The sequence below is a fragment of the Citrobacter sp. RHB25-C09 genome (assembly GCF_013836145.1).
In the GTDB taxonomy this organism is placed as follows: domain Bacteria; phylum Pseudomonadota; class Gammaproteobacteria; order Enterobacterales; family Enterobacteriaceae; genus Citrobacter_A.
This window is the reverse complement of record NZ_CP057483.1, coordinates 3,636,971-3,657,618: the sequence shown is the minus strand read 5'-3', so window position 1 is coordinate 3,657,618 and position 20,648 is coordinate 3,636,971. Positions and strand designations below refer to the sequence as shown.

The window sequence follows — 20,648 nt, the reverse complement described above, 5'->3', positions numbered from 1 at the left end:
GACCAGGAGTAAACAGTGCAAAGTGTTGATGTAGCAATTGTTGGCGGCGGGATGGTGGGCCTTGCCGTTGCCTGCGGACTCCAGGGCAGCGGTTTACGGGTTGCTGTGCTTGAACAGCGAGAGCCGCAGCCGCTTGCAGCGGATGCCGCACCTGCGCTTCGCGTGTCGGCGATTAACGCTGCCAGCGAAAAACTGCTCAGCCGTCTTGGCGTATGGTCAGACATTGTTTCCCGCCGTGCCAGTTGCTATCACGGCATGGAAGTGTGGGATCAAGACAGCTTTGGCCGCATTGAATTTGACGACAAAAGCATGGGCTATAGCCACCTCGGACATATCGTCGAAAATACGGTGATCCATTATACACTCTGGCAAAAAGCACAGCAGTCTGCCGATATTACACTCATGGCGCCTGCGGAATTGCAGCAGGTGGCCTGGGGCGAAAATGAAACCTTCCTGACGCTAAAAGACGGTTCAATGCTGACGGCGCGCCTGGTGATTGGCGCAGACGGCGCGAATTCGTGGCTGCGTAATAAAGCAGATATTCCGCTGACGTACTGGGATTACGGTCACCATGCGCTGGTCGCGACTATTCGTACCCAAGAGGCACACGGCGCAGTGGCTCGCCAGGCGTTTCACGGTGAAGGCATTCTGGCATTTTTACCCTTAAGCGATCCGCACCTGTGTTCTATTGTCTGGTCGCTTTCGCCCGAAGAGGCTGCGCGCATGCAGCAGGCAGATGAGGAAGAATTTAACCAGGCGCTTACTATCGCGTTTGATAACCGCCTGGGGCTGTGCCGCGTGGAAAGCGAACGGCAGGTGTTCCCGCTGACCGGGCGATACGCGCGTCAGTTTGCTGCACATCGTCTGGCGCTGGTGGGTGATGCTGCGCATACCATCCATCCGCTGGCGGGGCAGGGGGTTAATCTCGGCTTTATGGATGCCGCTGAACTGATTGACGAGCTGAAGCGACTGCACCGTCAGGGTAAAGATATTGGGCAGTATCTCTATTTACGCCGCTATGAACGTAGCCGCAAACACAGTGCGGCGATGATGCTCGCAGGTATGCAGGGGTTCCGTGAACTCTTTGTGGGCACGAACCCAGCGAAAAAACTGCTACGTGATATCGGCCTGAAACTGGCAGATACCCTTCCCGGCGTTAAGCCACAACTGATCCGTCAGGCAATGGGCTTGAACGATCTTCCGGAATGGCTCCGCTGAGAATCGTCCTGATTCTCAGACTTTGAAACGCGTCACATTTCTCTCTCCCGGCCGACCCGCCGGGGGACCTTCCTCGTTTGAAATAAACTAATTTCACTTCAATTTTCGCATTACATTTTCTAATTTGAGGATTTTCTCGTTACGCAATTTTTGATGGTTTAATGGATTGAAATGTTGGATTTTGGAAATAAATAACACTGTGTCAGATATTAGTTCTGATTAATGCTCATATTAAGCTTTTAATTCTTTGTCTGTTTCGGCTGTTTTTGACCATAAGCTAATGTGATGGTTAATTTTGTCTTATGGTTTAGTGTCTGTTTCGGTGGTAAGTTCAGGGGAAAAGAGAACGTTTGCGTCGGGGCCTGAAAATGGCTGCGATGCCCGGTTTCGCGGTGACAAATGTGGCTGCGAAATCGTTGTCAGCCCCGCTTATTCAATGAGGACAAGATGGCTCAACAGACTCCTTTGTACGAACAACACACGCTATGCGGTGCTCGCATGGTCGATTTTCACGGCTGGATGATGCCACTGCATTACGGTTCTCAGCTTGATGAGCACCATGCGGTCCGGACCGATGCCGGGATGTTCGATGTGTCGCACATGACCATCGTCGATTTACGCGGCAGCCGCACTCGGGAGTTCTTGCGTTATCTGCTGGCGAACGACGTGGCAAAACTCACCAAAACCGGCAAAGCGCTCTATTCCGGCATGCTCAATGCCTCGGGCGGCGTGATAGATGACCTGATTGTCTATTACTTTACCGAAGACTTCTTCCGCCTCGTTGTAAACTCCGCCACCCGCGAAAAAGACCTCTCCTGGATTACCCAACACGCCGAACCCTATGCCATCGACATTACCGTGCGTGACGATCTGTCGCTCATTGCCGTGCAGGGGCCACATGCGCAGGAGAAAGCAGCAACGCTGTTTAGCGACGAACAGCGCAAAGCCGTTGAAGGGATGAAACCTTTCTTTGGCGTGCAGACGGGCGATCTGTTTATTGCGACAACCGGTTATACCGGCGAAGCGGGCTATGAAATTGCGATGCCAAATGAAAAGGCCGAGGATTTCTGGCGTGCACTGGTGGAAGCGGGTGTTCAGCCATGTGGTCTTGGTGCTCGCGATACGCTGCGCCTGGAAGCGGGCATGAATCTCTATGGTCAGGAGATGGATGAAAGCATCTCTCCGCTGGCGGCTAACATGGGCTGGACCATCGCCTGGGAACCGGCTGACCGTGACTTTATTGGTCGGGAAGCGCTGGAAGCACAGCGCGAAAAAGGCCACGAACAGTTGGTTGGCCTGGTGATGACCGAAAAAGGCGTTCTGCGTAATGAACTGCCGGTGCGCTTTACCGATGCTCAAGGCAATCAGCATGAAGGCGTCATCACCAGCGGAACCTTTTCCCCGACGCTTGGCTACAGCATTGCCCTGGCGCGTGTTCCTGAAGGCATTGGCGAAACGGCCATTGTGCAGATTCGTAATCGTGAAATGCCGGTGAAAGTGACTAAACCTGTTTTTGTGCGTAACGGCAAAGCCGTCGCGTGATTCATCCTATTTGGAGATTGATTGATGAGCAACGTACCAGCAGAACTGAAATACAGTAAAGAACACGAATGGCTGCGCAAAGAAGCGGACGGCTCTTACACCGTTGGCATTACCGAACACGCTCAGGAGTTGTTGGGCGACATGGTTTTCGTTGACCTGCCGGAAGTTGGCGCGACCGTAAGTGCGGGTGACGACTGTGCCGTTGCCGAATCAGTAAAAGCGGCGTCTGACATTTACGCGCCGATTAGCGGAGAGATCGTGGCGGTTAACGACGCGCTGAGCGACTCCCCGGAACTGGTCAACAGCGAGCCGTACACCGCGGGTTGGATCTTCAAAATCAAAGCCAGCGATGAGAGCGAGTTAAACACGCTGCTGGATGCGACTGCATACGAAGCATTACTCGAAGACGAGTAAATACGCTGATGCCGGATGGCGCTGCGCTTATCCGGCCTACAAGGCATACGTAGGCCCGGTAAGCGTTAGCGCCACCGGGTACACCGACAGAGACAATCACGATTCACTGCACGTTTCAGGAACCATCGCCCATGACACAGACGTTAAGCCAGCTCGAAAACAGCGGCGCCTTCATTGAACGCCATATCGGACCGGACGCCGCGCAGCAGCAAGAGATGCTCAATGCGGTTGGCGCAGAGTCGTTAAACGCGCTGATCGGCCAGATCGTGCCGAAAGACATTCAGCTGGCGACTCCGCCACAGGTAGGCGAGTCGGCGACCGAATTCGCTGCGCTGGCAGAATTAAAGGCCATCGCCGGGCGTAACAAGCGCTTCACGTCCTTCATTGGCATGGGCTACACTGCCGTGCAGCTACCACCGGTTATCCTGCGTAACATGCTGGAAAATCCGGGCTGGTATACCGCCTATACTCCTTATCAGCCGGAAGTGTCTCAGGGCCGTCTGGAAGCGCTGCTGAATTTCCAGCAGGTGACGCTGGATTTGACCGGCCTGGATATGGCTTCCGCTTCACTGCTCGATGAAGCTACCGCCGCCGCTGAAGCGATGGCAATGGCGAAGCGCGTCAGCAAACTGAAGAACGCCAACCGTTTCTTCGTTGCCGCCGATGTCCATCCGCAAACGCTGGACGTGGTCCGCACCCGTGCGGAAACTTTCGGCTTTGACGTCATTGTTGATGATGCCGAAAAAGTCCTCGACCATCAGGATGTGTTTGGGGTTCTGTTGCAGCAGGTCGGCACAACCGGTGAAGTTCACGACTATAGCGCGCTGATTAACGAGTTGAAATCCCGCAAAGTAGTTGTCAGCGTTGCCGCCGATTTTATGGCGCTGGTGTTGCTGACCGCGCCGGGTAAACAGGGTGCGGATATCGTGTTTGGCTCCGCTCAACGCTTCGGCGTGCCGATGGGCTACGGTGGCCCGCATGCGGCATTCTTTGCCGCCAAAGACGAATTCAAACGCTCCATGCCGGGCCGAATTATTGGCGTCTCGAAAGACGCCGCGGGCAACACCGCGCTGCGCATGGCGATGCAGACTCGTGAGCAGCATATCCGCCGTGAGAAAGCGAACTCCAATATTTGTACTTCACAGGTTCTGCTGGCGAACATCGCCAGTTTGTACGCTGTTTATCACGGACCGGTTGGCCTGAAGCGTATTGCCAATCGTATTCATCGTCTGACCGATATTCTGGCGGCAGGGTTGCAGCGCAAAGGCCAGAAGCTGCGCCACGCGCATTACTTTGACACCCTGTGCGTGGAAGTCGCCGACAAAGCGTCGGTGCTGGCGCGTGCCGAAGCGGCGGAAATCAACCTGCGAAGCGACATTCATAACGCGGTGGGCATCACGCTGGATGAAACCACCACCCGTGAACATGTAGAACAGCTGTTTGCGGTACTGCTGGGTGATAACCACGGTCTGAACATCGATGCGCTGGATAAAGACGTTGCCCACGACAGCCGCTCTATTCAACAGACCATGCTGCGTGATGACGCCATCCTGAGCCATCCGGTATTTAATCGCTACCACAGCGAAACCGAGATGATGCGGTATATGCATTCGCTGGAGCGCAAAGATCTGGCGCTGAACCAGGCGATGATCCCGCTGGGTTCCTGCACCATGAAACTGAACGCGGCGGCGGAGATGATTCCGATCACCTGGCCGGAATTTGCTGAGCTGCATCCGTTCTGCCCGCCAGAACAAGCGGAAGGCTATCATCAGATGATCGGCCAGCTCTCTGACTGGCTGGTGAAACTGACCGGGTACGATGCCGTTTGTATGCAACCAAACTCCGGTGCGCAGGGCGAATACGCAGGCCTGCTGGCAATCCGTCACTATCATGAAAGCCGTAATGAAGGGCACCGTGACATCTGCCTGATCCCGGCTTCTGCGCACGGTACTAACCCGGCGTCTGCCCAAATGGCGGGTATGCAGGTTGTCGTGGTGGCGTGCGATAAGAACGGTAATATCGACCTCGGCGATCTGCGCGAAAAAGCAGCCCAGGCGGGTGACAATCTCTCCTGCATTATGGTGACCTATCCGTCCACCCACGGTGTGTATGAAGAGACGATTCGTGAAGTGTGCAAAATCGTGCATCAGTTCGGCGGCCAGGTGTACCTCGACGGCGCGAACATGAACGCGCAGGTTGGTATTACTTCTCCTGGCTTTATCGGTGCCGACGTTTCGCATCTCAACCTGCACAAAACGTTCTGCATCCCGCACGGCGGCGGCGGCCCTGGAATGGGGCCGATTGGTGTGAAATCGCATCTGGCACCGTTTGTACCAGGCCACAGCGTGGTACAGATTGAAGGGATGCTGACCCGCCAGGGCGCTGTCTCTGCAGCACCGTTCGGCAGCGCTTCTATCCTGCCGATCAGTTGGATGTACATTCGCATGATGGGGGCAGAGGGCTTAAAGCAGGCAAGCCAGGTCGCTATTCTGAATGCTAACTACATCGCCAGTCGTCTGAAAGACGCTTTCCCGGTGCTGTATACCGGTCGTGACGGTCGCGTGGCACACGAATGTATTCTCGACATTCGTCCGTTGAAAGAAGAAACCGGCATCAGCGAACTGGATATCGCTAAACGCCTGATCGACTATGGTTTCCATGCGCCGACCATGTCCTTCCCGGTCGCGGGAACGCTGATGGTTGAACCGACGGAATCTGAAAGCAAAATGGAACTGGATCGCTTTATCAACGCGATGCTGGCGATCCGCGCGGAGATCGATCGCGTGAAAGCCGGTGAGTGGCCGCTGGAAGATAACCCGCTGGTAAACGCGCCGCATACCCAGAACGAGCTGGTGGAGGAGTGGAATCACGGTTACAGCCGCGAAGTTGCGGTATTCCCTGCAGGCGTTGCGAACAAATACTGGCCGACCGTGAAGCGTCTTGATGACGTTTACGGGGACCGTAATCTGTTCTGTTCGTGTGTGCCGATGAGCGAATACCAGTAATTTGCCACTGAGTAGCGCCATCTGTAGGTCGGATGGCGCCGCGCTTATCCGGCCTACGGGAGCTAAACCTGTAAGCCGGATAAAGCGTTTACGCCGTCATCCGGCAAAAAATCACAGATTCTCGCCGTTGCTGGCGATCACCGCTTTGTACCAGTTAAAGCTTTTCTTGCGTGAACGCGACAGATCGCCCGTGCCATCATCATGCTTATTCACGTAGATAAAACCGTAACGCTTGCTGTACTGCCCGGTGGTGAAAGAGACGCAGTCGATGCAGCCCCACGGGGTATAACCCATTAGATCCACACCGTCGTAGGTAACTGCTTTCATCATTTCTTCAACGTGAGCGCGCAAATAGTCGATGCGATAGTCATCGTTAATGCTGCCGTCCTCTTCGACCTTATCGTATGCGCCAAAGCCGTTCTCGACGATAAACAGCGGCTTCTGATAGCGCTCATACAGTTCGCACAGGGAATAGCGCAGACCGACCGGATCGATTTGCCAGCCCCAGTCAGAGGCTTTAACGTGCGGGTTTGGTACGCTGCCTTCAAAGCCTGAAATCGCATCGCCGCTGCCGCCTTCCGCTTTTACCGCATTGGTCATGTAATAGCTAAAACCTAAATAATCACAGGTGCCTTCGCGCAGGATCTCCGCATCACCGTCTTCCATGCTGATGGTAAAGCCCCGGCGTTCCCATTCCTTCAGGACATAGGACGGGTAGTAGCCGCGCAGCTGGACATCGGTAAAGACATAGCGCTCGCGCATGGATTCCTGGGCGAACATCACATCTTCCGGCTTACAGGAGAACGGGTACAGCGCAACCATCGCCAGCATGCAGCCGACCTTCATCTCCGGGTTAATACGACGCGCGGCTTTTACCGCCAGGGCGCTGGCGACAAACTGATGGTGCAGCACCTGGTACATTGTCTCTTCCGGGTTTTCGTGTTCGGTATAGACCACTCCAGAGCAGCAGTAGCCAAACAGCGGCGCGCGCCAGTTGCGCTGGTTATTGATCTCGTTGAAGGTCATCCAGTATTTGACCTTATGCTTATAACGTTCAAACACCACTTCGGCAAAATGCACAAAGAAATCAACGAGCTTACGGTTAGTCCACCCGCCGTACTGTTGTACCAGATACAGCGGCATTTCAAAGTGAGACAGCGTGATGACCGGTTCGATATTGTACTTAAGCAACTCATCGAACATGTCGTCGTAGAATTTCAGCCCTTCTTCGTTGGGCTGCGTCTCGTCACCTTGCGGGAAAATTCGGCTCCAGGCGATGGAGGTGCGAAAGCACTTAAAACCCATCTCGGCAAAGAGTTTAATGTCTTCTTTGTAGTGACCATAAAAATCGACCGCTTCGTGGTTCGGGTAGTATTTCCCTGGCACCACTTCCTGGGTGATCTCTCGCGGCACGCCGTGTGCGCCGCCAGTCAGGACATCACAAATACTTGGACCTTTGCCGCCCTTGTTCCAGCCGCCTTCAACCTGGTGCGCCGCCACCGCGCCGCCCCAGAGGAAATCTTTCGGTAAGGTGAGTTTTTTCATCTTTTGCGTCATCTCAAGTTATGTCCAGTTAGCGAGAGTCTAACAAAGGAAGAATAAATATAATTGAAAGTGAATAAGAAAATCGGGAGTAAATGAAATGCAGCGAAATGACATCACCTTTTTCCAGCGATTCCAGGACGACATTCTGGCAGGGCGCAAAACCATCACCATTCGAGACGAGTCTGAATCTCATTTTAAAGCCGGGGACGTTTTGCGGGTGGGGCGCTTCGAGGACGACGGCTATTTTTGTACGATCGAAGTCCAGGGAACTTCAACCGTAACGCTGGAGACCCTGACGGAAAAACATGCGCAGCAGGAAAATATGGCGCTGGATGAGCTAAAGCGGGTCATTGAGGATATCTACCCGGGACAGTCGCAGTTTTATGTAATTGATTTTAAATGCCTTTGATGTAAATGAACGGCTGTTAGGTGAAATAGTAATTTAATCTTTTGATTTTAAAGAATTATTTAATATTGTATATTTATTTTAGCTAACAGGTGTTCACTGGAACCATTCTCAGTTACGCTAGAAGCGCAATCACATTTGTGAGGTACTTCGGAGTCATCTATGGTCCAGAAACCATCAATCGCCCAGGGATATTCGCTGGCAGAGGAAATTGCCAATAGCATCAGCCACGGTATTGGGCTGGTGTTTGGTATCGTCGGTCTGGTGCTGCTGCTGGTTCAGGCGGTGGATATGAATGCCAGCGCGACGGCAATTACCAGTTACAGCCTGTATGGCGGCAGTATGATCCTGCTGTTTCTGGCTTCCACGTTGTATCATGCGATCCCGCATCAGCGCGCAAAGGCCTGGCTGAAAAAATTCGACCACTGCGCGATCTATCTGCTGATTGCCGGAACCTACACGCCTTTCCTGCTGGTCGGGCTGGATTCACCACTGGCTCGCGGTTTGATGATAGTGATCTGGGGGCTGGCGTTAATCGGGATTTTATTCAAGCTGACGATCGCGCATCGGTTCAAGGTGCTGTCGCTGGTGACTTATTTAACCATGGGCTGGCTGTCACTGATTGTGGTGTATCAACTCGCAATCAAGCTGGCTGTGGGCGGCGTAACGCTGCTGGCGGTAGGCGGCGTGGTGTATTCACTGGGCGTCATTTTCTACGTCAGTAAACGCATCCCGTACAACCATGCTATCTGGCACGGGTTTGTCCTCGGCGGCAGCGTCTGCCATTTCCTGGCGATCTATTTGTACGTCGGGCAAGCTTGATGCAATGCTGCCGGATGGGAATCTGTAGGCCTGATAAGCGTAGCGCCATCAGGCAATTCATCACACCGGTTTTGCATTGTCGGATGGCGGCGCAGGCGCCTTATCCTACCTACTTGTTACAACGTCAAACCGAGCCGCCAGCCGGCTCAATATCACTCTTCCAGCGAATAGGGTAGCGGCTGAATATGCAACGTATTGGCATCGTCACGGACGCGAAATACGCTTTCGGCCTCCATGTCGTTGTTCATCACCACTTGCACCAGTAGTTGCCCATCGTCCAGTTGCACCGCAGCAAGCACAGTGCCGGTACGACGCCAGTTTTCCCCCATCTGCATTTCCAGATCTTCACCGGCTTCCGGTACACGGCTGGCTTTACCCGCCAGACACCACAGCGCGCGCTTGTTCGCGCCACGGAATTTCGCGCGAGCCACCATTTCCTGGCCGGTATAGCAGCCTTTTTTGAAGCTAATACCGCCCAGCGCCTGAAGGTTGGTCGCCTGCGGAATAAACTGTGCGCTGTTTGCTGAATCAATCACCGGGATGCCAGCTTCAATGTCCAGCGCCAGCCACTGCTGGCTGTTATTAAGCGCTGCTTCACCGCGTAGCTTATCGGTCAGCGATTCTGCTGTGGCAACATCGGTAATCAGCAGGAAGCGCTCGGCCGGATGTTCGAACCAGAGCACGGTTGTCGCGCCGTCACGGGCGACGGGGTTTTCGGCATCAGGCAGTTCACTGAACAGATTCGCCAGCGCGGCGCGCGCCTGGAAACCCGCCACGCCAAGCAGTACACGCTCATCGTTGGGTGCAATCACTACCTTCGAGAACACGGCGTATTTTTTCAGCTCGGTTAGCTGAGCATCACGCAGGCTGCGGCGCTCAATCCAGTTAAAGCCGTCGCCGTCCCGGAACAAGCGTAGATTGCTCCACATTTTGCCTTTGGCATCGCAATGCGCCGCCAACACGTGCTGATGATCGGTCAACAGACTGACATCGGCAGTCACCTGACCCTGAATATACTTCTCGCTGTCAGTGCCAGTAATTGTTGCCAGCGCCCAGTCATCTAACGTCATCAGCGTCAGAGGCAAACGTGAAGAAGCCGACGGCTGACGAGGAGGAAAAGGAGTAAATGCCATAATAATGTCCTGATTGGCTAAACGCAGTGATAATGACTAATGGTAAAAGAGCCAGTGCCCAATGCAAGCGCTTTGATAGTCCCATTTGTGCCTTATCTTTCGCTTTGCGAGGCGTCATCCAGATTGTATGAACCCATAAGCGGGGTGTGGATTTAATTAGCGATCGCGCTTCCGGGAATGGATATTCCCGAAAAACAAGATGAAAAACACGTTACAATAGCCGGGTAGTTCATTTTCGTGAGACAGGAAGAAGAACATGGATATTAACAACAAAGCACGTATTCACTGGGCATGCCGTCGTGGTATGCGTGAACTCGATATTTCCATCATGCCGTTTTTCGAACATGAGTACGATACGTTGAGCGACGATGAAAAGCGTATTTTTATTCGCCTGCTGGAGTGTGACGATCCAGATTTATTCAACTGGCTGATGAATCACGGTAAACCGGCAGATGCTGAACTGGAGCAGATGGTAAAACTTATCCAGACACGGAATCGGGATCGTGGTCCTGTGGCAATCTGATCTGCGCGTCTCATGGCGCGCGCAGTGGCTTTCATTGCTGCTTCATGGACTGGTTGCTGCTGTAATACTGTTGATGCCCTGGCCGCTTAGCTATACACCGCTTTGGCTGATCCTGCTCTCGCTGGTCGTTTTTGATTGTGTCCGCAGCCAGCGCCGTATCAACGCCTGTCAGGGAGAGGTGAAACTCCTGATGGACGGGCGACTACGTTGGCATGGACGTGACTGGTCAATTGTGAGCGCGCCCTGGATTATCAAAAGTGGCATGATGCTCCGCCTGCGGTCAGATACAGGAAAGCGTCAGCATTTATGGCTGGCGGCAGACAGCATGGATCAGACGGAGTGGCGGGATTTGTGTCGGCTGATGTTGCAGCCCTCAACGCTGGGATAAGTGGAATAAGGCTGACGGCCAGAACCGTCAGTCTGTGCGCATTAAGGATTCAGGAATAGAGCTCGGCCATTTCCCCCAGTATCTGTTCACACCACGTCTGAATACGCTCGTCGCTGAGTTCGTACTGGTTGGTTTCATCCAGCGCGAGGCCGACGAAAAGTTGGCCGTCAGCAATGACCGCCTTTGGACTGGTGAACTCATAGCCTTCAGTGGGCCAGTAGCCGACAAATTTGACGCCTTTGGTCGACAGTTTGTCATGCAGCATGCCCAGCGCGTCGAGGAACCATTCCCCGTAGCCTAACTGGTCACCCATACCGTACAGCGCGACAATTTTGCCTTTGAGTTCTAGTGCGTCCAGTTGGTTCCAGACGGCTTCCCAGTCTTCCTGGATTTCACCGAAATCCCAGGTCGGAATGCCCAGGATCAGCACATCGTACTGCTCCATCAGCGCTGGGGCATCATCCTTGAGATTATGCAGCGTAACCAGTTCAGGGCCGATGATGTCGCGAATTTTCTCCGCTGCCATCTCGGTGTAGCAGGTGCTGGACCCATAAAAAAGACCAATATTCATCGCCTAAACGTCTCAATTCTTGCTATGACATTACGCGTAGTGTACCAGAAACCCTTACCATTGAGTCATAATGGCGGATTGCAGAACCAAAGGGGCTGATGTGGATAAGGATCTTGCACGCATCGAACAATTTCTTGATGCGCTTTGGCTGGAGAAAAACCTGGCCGAAAACACGCTGAGCGCCTATCGCCGCGATCTCACTATGCTGGTGGAGTGGCTTGCGCGCAGGGAATTATCGCTGGAAACGGCGCAGAGCGACGATCTCCAGACGCTGCTGGCCGAACGGAAAGAAGGCGGATATAAAGCGACCAGTACGGCGCGGTTTCTGAGCGCGGTACGTCGACTGTTCCTGCATCTTTACCGTGAAAAGGTTCGCGCTGACGATCCGAGCGCCACGCTGGCATCGCCAAAACTGCCGCAGCGGTTGCCAAAAGATCTCAGCGAAGCACAAGTTGAAAGATTATTACAGTCGCCAGTGGTTGACCAACCGCTGGAGTTACGCGATAAAGCCATGCTCGAGATTTTGTATGCCACCGGTCTGCGCGTCTCTGAGCTTGTGGGGCTGACGATGAGCGATGTCAGCCTGCGGCAGGGCGTGGTTCGCGTGATTGGTAAAGGCAATAAAGAACGTCTCGTCCCGTTGGGCGAGGAGGCGGTTTACTGGCTGGAGACGTATCTGGAACATGGGCGTCCGTGGCTGCTGAACGGCGTGTCGATAGACGTGCTGTTTCCTAGCCAGCGTGCGCAGCAGATGACGCGCCAGACCTTTTGGCACCGCATTAAACACTATGCCGTGTTAGCGGGTATTGATAGCGAAAAGCTGTCGCCCCACGTTTTGCGTCACGCGTTTGCGACGCATTTACTTAATCATGGCGCCGATTTACGCGTGGTACAGATGCTGCTGGGTCATAGCGACCTCTCCACCACACAAATTTATACACATGTCGCGACAGAGCGCTTGCGTCAACTTCATCAACAGCACCACCCACGCGCGTGAGTGTAGAGAGCACAGGAAAGGTTATGAAAAAAGGTTTTATGTTGTTCACCCTGCTGGCCGCCGCGTTTTCCGGTATGGCACATGCGGACGATGCGGCGATTCGCCAGTCGTTGACTAAACTGGGCGTGCAGAGCACTGATATTCAGTCTGCCCCGGTTGCCGGAATGAAGACCGTGCTGACCAACAGCGGCGTTCTGTACGTGACCGAGGACGGTAAACATATTATCCAGGGGCCGATGTACGATGTGAGCGGCGCGCAGCCGGTGAACGTCACTAACCAACTGCTGGTGAAGCATCTGACCGCGCTGGAAAACGAAATGATCGTCTATAAAGCGCCACAGGAAAAACACGTCATCACCGTGTTTACTGACATCACCTGCGGCTATTGCCACAAGCTGCATGAAGAGATGAAAGACTATAACGCGCTGGGTATTACCGTGCGCTATCTCGCGTTCCCGCGCCAGGGGCTGGAAAGCCAGGCGGAGCAGGATATGAAGTCCATCTGGTGTGCAAAAGACAAAAACAAAGCGTTTGATGACGCCATGGCAGGAAAAGGCGTGAAAGCAGCGACCTGTGATATAGACATTGCGAATCATTATGCGCTGGGCGTTCAGTTTGGCGTTAACGGTACGCCGGCGATTGTGCTGAATAACGGCTATGTGGTGCCGGGTTACCAGGGACCGAAAGAGATGAAAGCGTTCCTCGACGCACATCAAAAACAGACCAGCGGTAAATAATTCGCGTGAGACAAAAGATACAACTTCGTCGTCGTGAGGCCGACGAGACGGCGACATTGCCTGCCGAACTGCCTCCGCTGTTGCGCCGTCTGTATGCCAGTCGCGGCGTGAAAACGGCGGCGGATCTGGAGCGCGGCCTGAAAGGGATGCTGCACTGGAAAACGCTGACCGGGGTCGAAAAAGCCGTTGAGATGCTGCATGACGCGTTTGAGAAAAACCTGCGCATCATGGTGGTTGGCGATTTTGATGCCGATGGTGCCACCAGTACGGCATTAAGCGTGCTCTCCCTGCGGGCGATGGGCTGTAGCGCCGTCGAATATCTGGTTCCCAACCGTTTTGAAGACGGCTACGGATTAAGCCCGGAAGTGGTCGATCAGGCGCATGCGCGCGGCGCGCAAATGATCATGACCGTTGATAACGGCATCTCCTCCCACGCCGGGGTTGATCATGCTCATGCGCTTGGGATCAGCGTGTTGGTTACCGATCATCACCTGCCAGGCGAAACCCTACCCAATGCCGATGCAATGGTGAACCCCAACCTCGTCGATTGTCCGTTCCCGTCAAAATCGCTGGCGGGAGTCGGGGTCGCGTTCTATCTGATGCTGGTGCTGTGTAATCATCTCAAAAGCAAGGGCTGGTTTGAGGCGCGTGGCATTGTTGCGCCGAAGATTGTTGAGTATCTCGACCTCGTCGCACTGGGGACGGTGGCAGACGTTGTACCGCTAGACGCGAACAACCGTATCCTGATCTGGCAGGGTTTAAGCCGCATTCGCGCTGGCGTTTGCCGTCCGGGGATTAAGGCACTGCTGGAAATCGCTAACCGCGAACCGGCAAAACTGGTGGCAAGCGATCTCGGGTTCGCGCTGGGCCCGCGCCTTAATGCTGCGGGTCGTCTGGACGATATGTCCGTCGGCGTAGCGCTGCTGCTGTGCGATAACATCGGCGAAGCACGTATGCTGGCAAACGAACTGGATGCGCTAAATCAGACGCGTAAAGAAATCGAGCAGGGGATGCAGGTTGAAGCACTGACCTTGTGCGAGAAGCTGGAGCGCAGTCGCGACACCTTACCCGGTGGCCTGGCGATGTATCATCCGGAATGGCACCAGGGGGTGGTCGGCATTCTGGCATCGCGCATCAAAGAGCGCTTTCACCGTCCGGTGATCGCCTTTGCTCCGGCAGGCGAGGGCATACTCAAAGGCTCTGGTCGTTCTGTTCAGGGGCTTCATATGCGTGATGCGTTGGAGCGGTTGGATACGCTGCATCCGGGGCTGATGATTAAATTCGGCGGCCATGCAATGGCGGCAGGTTTATCGCTTGAAGAAGCGAAGTTTGATCTGTTCCAGGCGCGTTTTGGCGAGCTGGTGACCGAATGGCTGGATCCGTCGATGTTGCAGGGTGAAGTGGTTTCCGACGGTCCGCTCACGCCTGCGGAGATGACCATGGAAGTGGCGCAGTTGCTGCGCGATGCCGGTCCGTGGGGACAGATGTTCCCTGAGCCGCTGTTCGATGGTCGTTTCCGGCTACTGCAGCAGCGCATCGTGGGCGAACGTCATTTAAAAGTCATGGTTGAACCGATCGGCGGCGGTCCGCTGCTCGACGGTATTGCGTTCAACGTCGACACCTCCGTCTGGCCGGACAACGGCGTGCGTGAAGTGGAACTGGCTTACAGGCTTGATATCAACGAATTTCGCGGCAATCGCTCCCTTCAGATCATCATCGACAATATCTGGCCAATATAGCGTCAGTAAAGCTACAAAAAAGGGCGTGGATTGGGTACAATCCCGCTCTTATCACCGCATTTTGACAAGTCCAATAAAAGAAATCAGACCATGTTTGAAATTAATCCGGTAAAAAACCGCATTCAGGACCTCACGGAGCGCTCCAACGTTCTTAGGGGGTATCTTTGACTATGATGCCAAGAAAGAGCGTCTGGAAGAAGTAAACGCCGAGCTGGAACAGCCGGATGTCTGGAACGAACCTGAACGCGCACAGGCGTTGGGCAAAGAGCGTTCCGCGCTTGAAGCGATTGTCGATACCCTCGACCAAATGGCTCAGGGGCTGGAAGATGTCTCTGGCCTGTTGGAACTGGCTGTAGAAGCCGACGACGAAGAAACTTTTAACGAAGCCGTAGCTGAACTTGATACGCTGGAAGAGAAACTGGCGCAGCTGGAATTCCGTCGAATGTTCTCCGGTGAGTATGACAGCGCGGACTGTTATCTCGATATCCAGGCCGGTTCCGGCGGTACTGAAGCGCAGGACTGGGCAAGCATGCTGGAACGTATGTATCTGCGTTGGGCTGAAGCGCGAGGCTTTAAGACCGAGATTATCGAAGAGTCTGAAGGTGAAGTCGCCGGGATTAAGTCGGTGACCATTAAGATTTCTGGCGAGTATGCCTACGGCTGGCTGCGTACCGAAACCGGCGTTCATCGTCTGGTGCGTAAGAGCCCGTTTGACTCCGGCGGCCGTCGCCACACCTCGTTCAGTTCTGCCTTTGTTTATCCGGAAGTTGATGACGATATTGATATCGATATCAACCCGGCAGATTTACGTATTGACGTTTACCGTGCTTCCGGTGCGGGTGGTCAGCACGTTAACCGTACTGAATCTGCGGTACGTATTACGCACATCCCGACTGGGACTGTAACACAGTGCCAGAACGACCGTTCTCAGCACAAGAACAAAGACCAGGCCATGAAGCAGATGAAAGCGAAGCTTTATGAACTGGAAATGCAGAAGAAAAATGCCGAGAAACAGGCGATGGAAGATAATAAATCCGACATCGGCTGGGGCAGCCAGATTCGTTCTTACGTCCTTGATGACTCCCGCATTAAAGACTTGCGTACCGGGGTTGAAACTCGCAATACGCAGGCCGTGCTGGATGGCAGCCTGGATCAATTTATCGAAGCTAGTTTGAAAGCAGGGTTATGAGGAACCAACATGTCTGAACAACACGCACAGGGCGCTGACGCGGTAACCGATCTTAACAATGAACTGAAAACACGCCGCGAGAAGCTGGCTGGCCTGCGTGAGCAGGGTATCGCCTTCCCGAACGATTTTCGTCGCGACCACACCTCAGACCAACTGCACGCTGAATTCGACGCGAAAGAGAACGAAGAGCTGGAAGCGCTGAACGTAGAGGTGTCTGTTGCTGGCCGTATGATGACCCGTCGTATCATGGGTAAAGCCTCTTTCGTGACCTTGCAGGACGTGGGTGGGCGCATTCAGCTGTACGTTGCCCGTGACGATCTGCCGGAAGGCGTTTATAACGATCAGTTCAAGAAATGGGATCTGGGCGATATCCTCGGCGCGAAAGGCAAGTTGTTCAAGACCAAAACCGGTGAGTTGTCGATCCATTGCACCGAACTGCGTCTGCTGACCAAAGCACTGCGTCCGCTGCCGGATAAGTTCCACGGTTTACAGGATCAGGAAGCGCGCTACCGTCAGCGTTACCTGGATCTCATCTCTAATGATGAATCCCGCAACACCTTTAAAGTGCGTTCACAGATCATGGCGGGCATTCGTCAGTTCATGGTCGCCCGTGGCTTTATGGAAGTTGAAACCCCAATGATGCAGGTGATCCCAGGCGGTGCCGCTGCGCGTCCGTTTATCACCCATCATAACGCGCTGGATCTGGACATGTACCTGCGTATCGCGCCGGAACTGTACCTGAAGCGTCTGGTTGTGGGTGGCTTCGAGCGTGTGTTCGAGATCAACCGTAACTTCCGTAACGAAGGTATCTCCGTGCGTCATAACCCAGAGTTCACCATGATGGAACTCTACATGGCGTATGCGGACTATAAGGACCTGATCGAGCTGACTGAGTCACTGTTCCGTACGCTAGCGCAAGACGTTCTGGGTAAAACCGAAGTGCCTTACGGCGATGACGTTTTCGACTTCGGCAAGCCGTTCGAAAAACTGACCATGCGCGAAGCGATCAAAAAATACCGTCCGGAAACCGAGATGTCCGATCTGGACAACTTCGACTCTGCCAAAGCGATTGCTGAATCTATCGGCATCAAGGTTGAGAAGAGCTGGGGTCTGGGCCGTATCGTGACTGAGATCTTCGAAGAAGTTGCCGAAGCACACCTGATTCAGCCGACATTTATCACTGAATACCCGGCAGAAGTCTCCCCGCTGGCGCGTCGTAATGACGTGAACCCGGAAATCACCGATCGCTTTGAGTTCTTCATCGGTGGTCGTGAGATTGGTAACGGCTTTAGCGAGTTGAACGATGCGGAAGATCAGGCACAGCGCTTCCAGGATCAGGTTAACGCGAAAGAAGCCGGTGATGACGAAGCGATGTTCTACGACGAAGACTACGTGACCGCACTGGAACACGGCCTGCCGCCAACGGCGGGTCTGGGTATTGGTATCGACCGTATGGTTATGCTGTTCACCAACAGCCACACCATCCGTGACGTGATCCTCTTCCCGGCGATGCGTCCGGTTAAGTAAGCATTGAAATGCCGGGCGAATAGCCCGGCAACAGCGTGGTTTACCAGGCCTGATAAGCGTAGCGCTATCAGGCTATTTTTTGGCAATAATCTCGCAATAAGGCACGCGCTTCTTCATTCGAGGCCTGCATGACCATCCACGGACTGAACGCCCACGGCGTCGCATCCAGCGCCTGAAAAATACATTCCAGATCGCTCCACCGGTAATCCATCACTTCGTCGCCATTCATCTGTATGTCATTCGTTACGCGTGCGGCAAATACCGGACAAACTTCATTCTCTACGATCCCATTCGGGTCGGTCGCCCGGTAGCGAAATTCCGGATAGACGCAGGACAACCCGGCAATTTCAGCGCCCAGTTCAAAACGACAGCGACGGACAATGGCTTCAACCGTGTTTTCACCCTGCTGCGGGTGACCGCAAACCGAGTTAGTCCAGACTCCCGGCCACGCTTTTTTGGCGAGGGAACGGCGGGTAATTAAGAATTGGCCTTCTGCATTGAACAACCAGGAAGAGAAGGCGAGGTGTAATGGGGTTTGCAGAGTATGCGCGGCGTACTTTTCCAGCGTACCGGAAGGAATATCCAGCGCATCCAGTAAAATGACGTGTTCCCCGGTCATGAAAACTCCTGAAAAACGATAACGCTCCGGCAACTCACCGGACCTGATAACCAGCGTAGCCCAAAATTCAGGCTAAAGCATTACCAAAACAAGCCTCGGGCAATGGAAATAAAGGATAATATTGTTGGCTCTTTTTCTTTACGGATGCAATAAATTTGGCATCCGGATGATGACTGATATGATATGACGTAGGTTTACATAAAGAGGAAGGGTTTTGAGCGCAGGACGCCTGATAAGAAATCGCCTGAGTATTATGATGCTGCTTTGTATGGGACTGTTACTGGCTGGCTGCTCAGGGAATAAATCATCCGATTCCGGATCGTATTCTGGCGCCGTTTATACCGTTAAGCGGGGGGATACGCTTTACCGTATTTCTCGCTCGACGGGCACCAGCGTTAAAGATCTTGCACGTCTGAATGGCATCTCGCCGCCTTATACCATCGAGGTTGGGCAAAAGCTTAAGCTTGCCGGTTCGAAAACGGCCTCTGCCAAATCCAGTAAGAAATCCTCCTCAAAAACGGCGGCGGTCAGACCATCTTCTTCTGTACCACAGTCTTCCTGGCCGCCGGTCGGACAGCGTTGTTGGCGATGGCCTGCCAGCGGCAAAGTGATTTTGCCGTATTCCACCGCTGATGGCGGTAACAAAGGGATCGACATCTCGGCCCCTCAGGGCACGCCGATTTACGCTGCCGGAGCAGGGAAGGTGGTCTACGTTGGGAATCAGCTCCGTGGCTACGGTAATCTCATCATGATCAAGCACAGTGAAGATTACATTACCGCCTATGCGCATAATGACACGATGTTGGTGAATAACGGCCAAAGCGTTAAGGCAGGGCAGAAGATTGCCACGATGGGCAGTACTGACGCGGCATCGGTACGGCTGCACTTCCAGATCCGCTATCGGGCGACGGCGATTGACCCACTGCGCTATCTGCCACCTCAGGGAAGTAAGCCAAAATGCTGACGGCGAATTAATCGCCAGTCAGCGCGTGTGTCCCTTGCCATCAAGAGCGTAAGGTTTATAATGCCTTACGCACTCCAAAGCGGGCGTAGTTCAATGGTAGAACGAGAGCTTCCCAAGCTCTATACGAGGGTTCGATTCCCTTCGCCCGCTCCAGACAGCTCTGAATCACCTCTATCTTATTGAATCAATAGCAATTGTCTTAGGCCTTTTTTGCGACTGCCAGCAGATGCGATGAAATACCCAGCAGCTCAGGAAGCTCCTCAGTTAAGCGTAAATGCTTAAGTAAAAGCGCTTTTTTATCCTCTACCCGCATTATCTCATCCGTATCAATAATGCTGGCAAACCCCTCAACGGCGAACAGCCTGATGTCCTGAAAACCACTTTGCTGAAGTTCCTGTATTATTAATGGCGGAGTATGAAAAAAAGCAGTAGTGAAATAGTCAGGCTTACCTTCTGGGTTTTCATGGTTTCCTGTTTGCAGGTCGGTTTCCACGATGCGTTGAAACATCGGGTCATCTATAAATTGGTATTTATAGCCATCCACCAGCGAAGCTAATCTGGATATATAAGAAAAAATAGCCATGCCGCCGGGTTTCAGAACGCGGAGGCATTCCTTAATGCATTGCATCCGGTCACTGCTTTCCTGCAGGTGATACAATGCTCCCATCAGCAACACTACATCAAATGTGTTACCGTCCCATGGCAGTTGCCGCGCATCGCCACAGTTGTATGATTGCAACGTGACAGCACTTTGTTGTCCGCGCTGTCTGGCCTGCTCGATATGTTTGTCGGACAGGTCTAACAGATGTACCTGGTGCCCTTGCTCTGCCAGCCAGAATGAATAAAAACCATTTGCGCCGGCGATATCAGCGATAAGCATAGGGGAAGGCGTTAAAAATCGCTGAATAATCTCCTGAGAACGGATGAATTCCAATGGATTCCCTGCGCAACGGTTCGCTTCATCAAAGTGACTCTCATAGAAGTTATAGACGCTGTTATTATTTTCCAAAGCCGACACCCTCCTCTGGCCAGATTCCGTATTGATCCGCTGATCGGACTATAATTAAGTTATATTGCTCTATAAGTACTCTTAGCACATTACAGCACTTTTTGTATATGCGTGAGTTCCTTTGTATCATCCTTTCACACAGTAATGTGGTGGTCAACTAAAACTGGCTACCGTTTTAGAGTTTTTCCAGTATCGGTTTTCCGATTCGTTTGGTGATAATCCACTGTTATATTTAGGCGGAAGGCAAAAAGCGGGCAGGGAAATCTCTGAGAGCCACAGGAAATAGGGATATACATATAG

19 protein-coding genes and 1 tRNA gene are annotated in these 20,648 nt (G+C 53.3%); 15 read left to right on the top strand and 5 right to left on the bottom strand.

The window, feature by feature from the left end:
• Positions 1–15: 15 nt before the first annotated feature.
• From ubiI to gcvP, 4 genes are all read left to right on the top strand, one after another.
• Entirely contained in the window at positions 16–1,218 is a 1,203-nt protein-coding gene (gene ubiI, locus HVY19_RS17245) for an FAD-dependent 2-octaprenylphenol hydroxylase (protein ID WP_181681698.1), read from the top strand.
• Between the two features lie 447 nt (positions 1,219–1,665).
• Complete coding sequence (gene gcvT, locus HVY19_RS17240; RefSeq protein ID WP_181681697.1) at positions 1,666–2,760, top strand: glycine cleavage system aminomethyltransferase GcvT; 1,095 nt, start codon at positions 1,666–1,668, stop codon at positions 2,758–2,760.
• 24 nt (positions 2,761–2,784) lie between these two features.
• Positions 2,785–3,174, top strand: coding sequence for a glycine cleavage system protein GcvH (gene gcvH / locus HVY19_RS17235; protein WP_181681696.1), 390 nt, complete (start codon positions 2,785–2,787; stop codon positions 3,172–3,174).
• Positions 3,175–3,305: 131 nt separating this feature from the next.
• The gene (gcvP, locus tag HVY19_RS17230; RefSeq protein WP_181681695.1) at positions 3,306–6,179 is read left to right on the top strand and encodes an aminomethyl-transferring glycine dehydrogenase; all 2,874 of its coding nucleotides are present in this window, start codon (positions 3,306–3,308) and stop codon (positions 6,177–6,179) included.
• A 111-nt stretch (positions 6,180–6,290) separates the two neighbouring features.
• On the opposite strand, the gene bglA is transcribed toward gcvP, so the two are convergent.
• Positions 6,291–7,724 carry a 6-phospho-beta-glucosidase BglA gene (gene bglA, locus HVY19_RS17225; protein ID WP_181681694.1) on the bottom strand — a complete coding sequence of 478 codons (1,434 nt, stop codon included), beginning with the start codon at positions 7,722–7,724 and terminating at the stop codon, positions 6,291–6,293.
• A 97-nt stretch (positions 7,725–7,821) separates the two neighbouring features.
• Here bglA and yqfB point away from each other — a divergent pair, with 97 nt between their 5' ends.
• Entirely contained in the window at positions 7,822–8,133 is a 312-nt protein-coding gene (gene yqfB, locus HVY19_RS17220) for a N(4)-acetylcytidine aminohydrolase (RefSeq protein ID WP_181681693.1), read from the top strand.
• Positions 8,134–8,292: 159 nt separating this feature from the next.
• Positions 8,293–8,952, top strand: a complete 660-nt coding sequence (locus HVY19_RS17215; RefSeq protein WP_181681692.1) for a hemolysin III family protein — start codon at positions 8,293–8,295, stop codon at positions 8,950–8,952.
• Between the two features lie 152 nt (positions 8,953–9,104).
• On the opposite strand, the gene ygfZ is transcribed toward HVY19_RS17215, so the two are convergent.
• Positions 9,105–10,085: a tRNA-modifying protein YgfZ gene (ygfZ, locus tag HVY19_RS17210; RefSeq protein ID WP_181681691.1), complete on the bottom strand. Its 981-nt coding sequence runs from the start codon at positions 10,083–10,085 to the stop codon at positions 9,105–9,107.
• Positions 10,086–10,341: 256 nt separating this feature from the next.
• On the opposite strand from ygfZ, the gene sdhE reads away from it, so the two are divergent.
• Together sdhE and HVY19_RS17200 are read left to right on the top strand one after the other, a co-directional pair.
• Positions 10,342–10,608 (top strand): FAD assembly factor SdhE, encoded by a 267-nt coding sequence (sdhE, locus tag HVY19_RS17205; RefSeq protein ID WP_181681690.1) that lies wholly within the window; start codon positions 10,342–10,344, stop codon positions 10,606–10,608.
• Positions 10,589–10,996, top strand: coding sequence for a protein YgfX (locus HVY19_RS17200; protein ID WP_181681689.1), 408 nt, complete (start codon positions 10,589–10,591; stop codon positions 10,994–10,996). The genes sdhE and HVY19_RS17200 overlap by 20 nt, the downstream gene beginning before the upstream one ends.
• 49 nt (positions 10,997–11,045) lie before the next feature.
• On the opposite strand, the gene fldB is transcribed toward HVY19_RS17200, so the two are convergent.
• On the bottom strand, positions 11,046–11,567 hold the full coding sequence (gene fldB, locus HVY19_RS17195) for a flavodoxin FldB (protein ID WP_181681688.1): 522 nt from the start codon (positions 11,565–11,567) through the stop codon (positions 11,046–11,048).
• 100 nt (positions 11,568–11,667) lie between these two features.
• On the opposite strand from fldB, the gene xerD reads away from it, so the two are divergent.
• The 5 genes from xerD (at position 11,668) to lysS (ending at position 17,756) form a co-directional block, all read left to right on the top strand.
• Complete coding sequence (gene xerD / locus HVY19_RS17190) at positions 11,668–12,564, top strand: site-specific tyrosine recombinase XerD (RefSeq protein ID WP_181681687.1); 897 nt, start codon at positions 11,668–11,670, stop codon at positions 12,562–12,564.
• A gap of 23 nt (positions 12,565–12,587) precedes the next feature.
• Positions 12,588–13,301 (top strand): bifunctional protein-disulfide isomerase/oxidoreductase DsbC, encoded by a 714-nt coding sequence (dsbC, locus tag HVY19_RS17185; RefSeq protein ID WP_181681686.1) that lies wholly within the window; start codon positions 12,588–12,590, stop codon positions 13,299–13,301.
• A gap of 5 nt (positions 13,302–13,306) precedes the next feature.
• On the top strand, positions 13,307–15,040 hold the full coding sequence (gene recJ / locus HVY19_RS17180; protein WP_181681685.1) for a single-stranded-DNA-specific exonuclease RecJ: 1,734 nt from the start codon (positions 13,307–13,309) through the stop codon (positions 15,038–15,040).
• Positions 15,041–15,130: 90 nt separating this feature from the next.
• Positions 15,131–16,229, top strand: a protein-coding gene (gene prfB, locus HVY19_RS17175; protein ID WP_181681684.1) for a peptide chain release factor 2 whose coding sequence is annotated in 2 segments (ribosomal slippage) — positions 15,131–15,205 and positions 15,207–16,229 — 1,098 coding nt in all. Because the reading frame shifts where the segments join, the coding sequence is not laid out codon by codon here.
• A gap of 9 nt (positions 16,230–16,238) precedes the next feature.
• Positions 16,239–17,756, top strand: a complete 1,518-nt coding sequence (gene lysS, locus HVY19_RS17170; protein WP_181681683.1) for a lysine--tRNA ligase — start codon at positions 16,239–16,241, stop codon at positions 17,754–17,756.
• 67 nt (positions 17,757–17,823) lie between these two features.
• Here lysS and idi read toward each other — a convergent pair whose 3' ends face one another.
• The gene (gene idi / locus HVY19_RS17165; RefSeq protein ID WP_181681682.1) at positions 17,824–18,375 is read right to left on the bottom strand and encodes an isopentenyl-diphosphate Delta-isomerase; all 552 of its coding nucleotides are present in this window, start codon (positions 18,373–18,375) and stop codon (positions 17,824–17,826) included.
• Positions 18,376–18,589: 214 nt separating this feature from the next.
• Between idi and actS the strand changes: the two genes are divergently transcribed.
• The gene (gene actS / locus HVY19_RS17160; RefSeq protein ID WP_181681681.1) at positions 18,590–19,339 is read left to right on the top strand and encodes an amidase activator ActS; all 750 of its coding nucleotides are present in this window, start codon (positions 18,590–18,592) and stop codon (positions 19,337–19,339) included.
• A gap of 79 nt (positions 19,340–19,418) precedes the next feature.
• Positions 19,419–19,492, top strand: a tRNA-Gly gene (locus HVY19_RS17155).
• A gap of 46 nt (positions 19,493–19,538) precedes the next feature.
• On the opposite strand, the gene HVY19_RS17150 is transcribed toward HVY19_RS17155, so the two are convergent.
• A complete protein-coding gene (locus tag HVY19_RS17150) occupies positions 19,539–20,348 on the bottom strand; it encodes a class I SAM-dependent methyltransferase (protein WP_181681680.1) in 810 nt (269 codons plus the stop codon).
• Positions 20,349–20,648: the final 300 nt, after the last annotated feature.

Excerpts from the sequence above, each read along its gene's own strand:
- gcvT (WP_181681697.1), top strand. The coding sequence starts at position 1,666 with ATGGCTCAACAGACTCCTTTGTACGAACAACACACGCTATGCGGTGCT.
- ygfZ (WP_181681691.1), bottom strand. The coding sequence starts at position 10,085 with ATGGCATTTACTCCTTTTCCTCCTCGTCAGCCGTCGGCTTCTTCACGT.
- yqfB (WP_181681693.1), top strand. The coding sequence starts at position 7,822 with ATGCAGCGAAATGACATCACCTTTTTCCAGCGATTCCAGGACGACATT.
- idi (WP_181681682.1), bottom strand. The coding sequence starts at position 18,375 with ATGACCGGGGAACACGTCATTTTACTGGATGCGCTGGATATTCCTTCC.
- gcvH (WP_181681696.1), top strand. The coding sequence starts at position 2,785 with ATGAGCAACGTACCAGCAGAACTGAAATACAGTAAAGAACACGAATGG.
- gcvP (WP_181681695.1), top strand. The coding sequence starts at position 3,306 with ATGACACAGACGTTAAGCCAGCTCGAAAACAGCGGCGCCTTCATTGAA.
- sdhE (WP_181681690.1), top strand. The coding sequence starts at position 10,342 with ATGGATATTAACAACAAAGCACGTATTCACTGGGCATGCCGTCGTGGT.
- fldB (WP_181681688.1), bottom strand. The coding sequence starts at position 11,567 with ATGAATATTGGTCTTTTTTATGGGTCCAGCACCTGCTACACCGAGATG.
- dsbC (WP_181681686.1), top strand. The coding sequence starts at position 12,588 with ATGAAAAAAGGTTTTATGTTGTTCACCCTGCTGGCCGCCGCGTTTTCC.
- bglA (WP_181681694.1), bottom strand. The coding sequence starts at position 7,724 with ATGAAAAAACTCACCTTACCGAAAGATTTCCTCTGGGGCGGCGCGGTG.
- lysS (WP_181681683.1), top strand. The coding sequence starts at position 16,239 with ATGTCTGAACAACACGCACAGGGCGCTGACGCGGTAACCGATCTTAAC.
- HVY19_RS17215 (WP_181681692.1), top strand. The coding sequence starts at position 8,293 with ATGGTCCAGAAACCATCAATCGCCCAGGGATATTCGCTGGCAGAGGAA.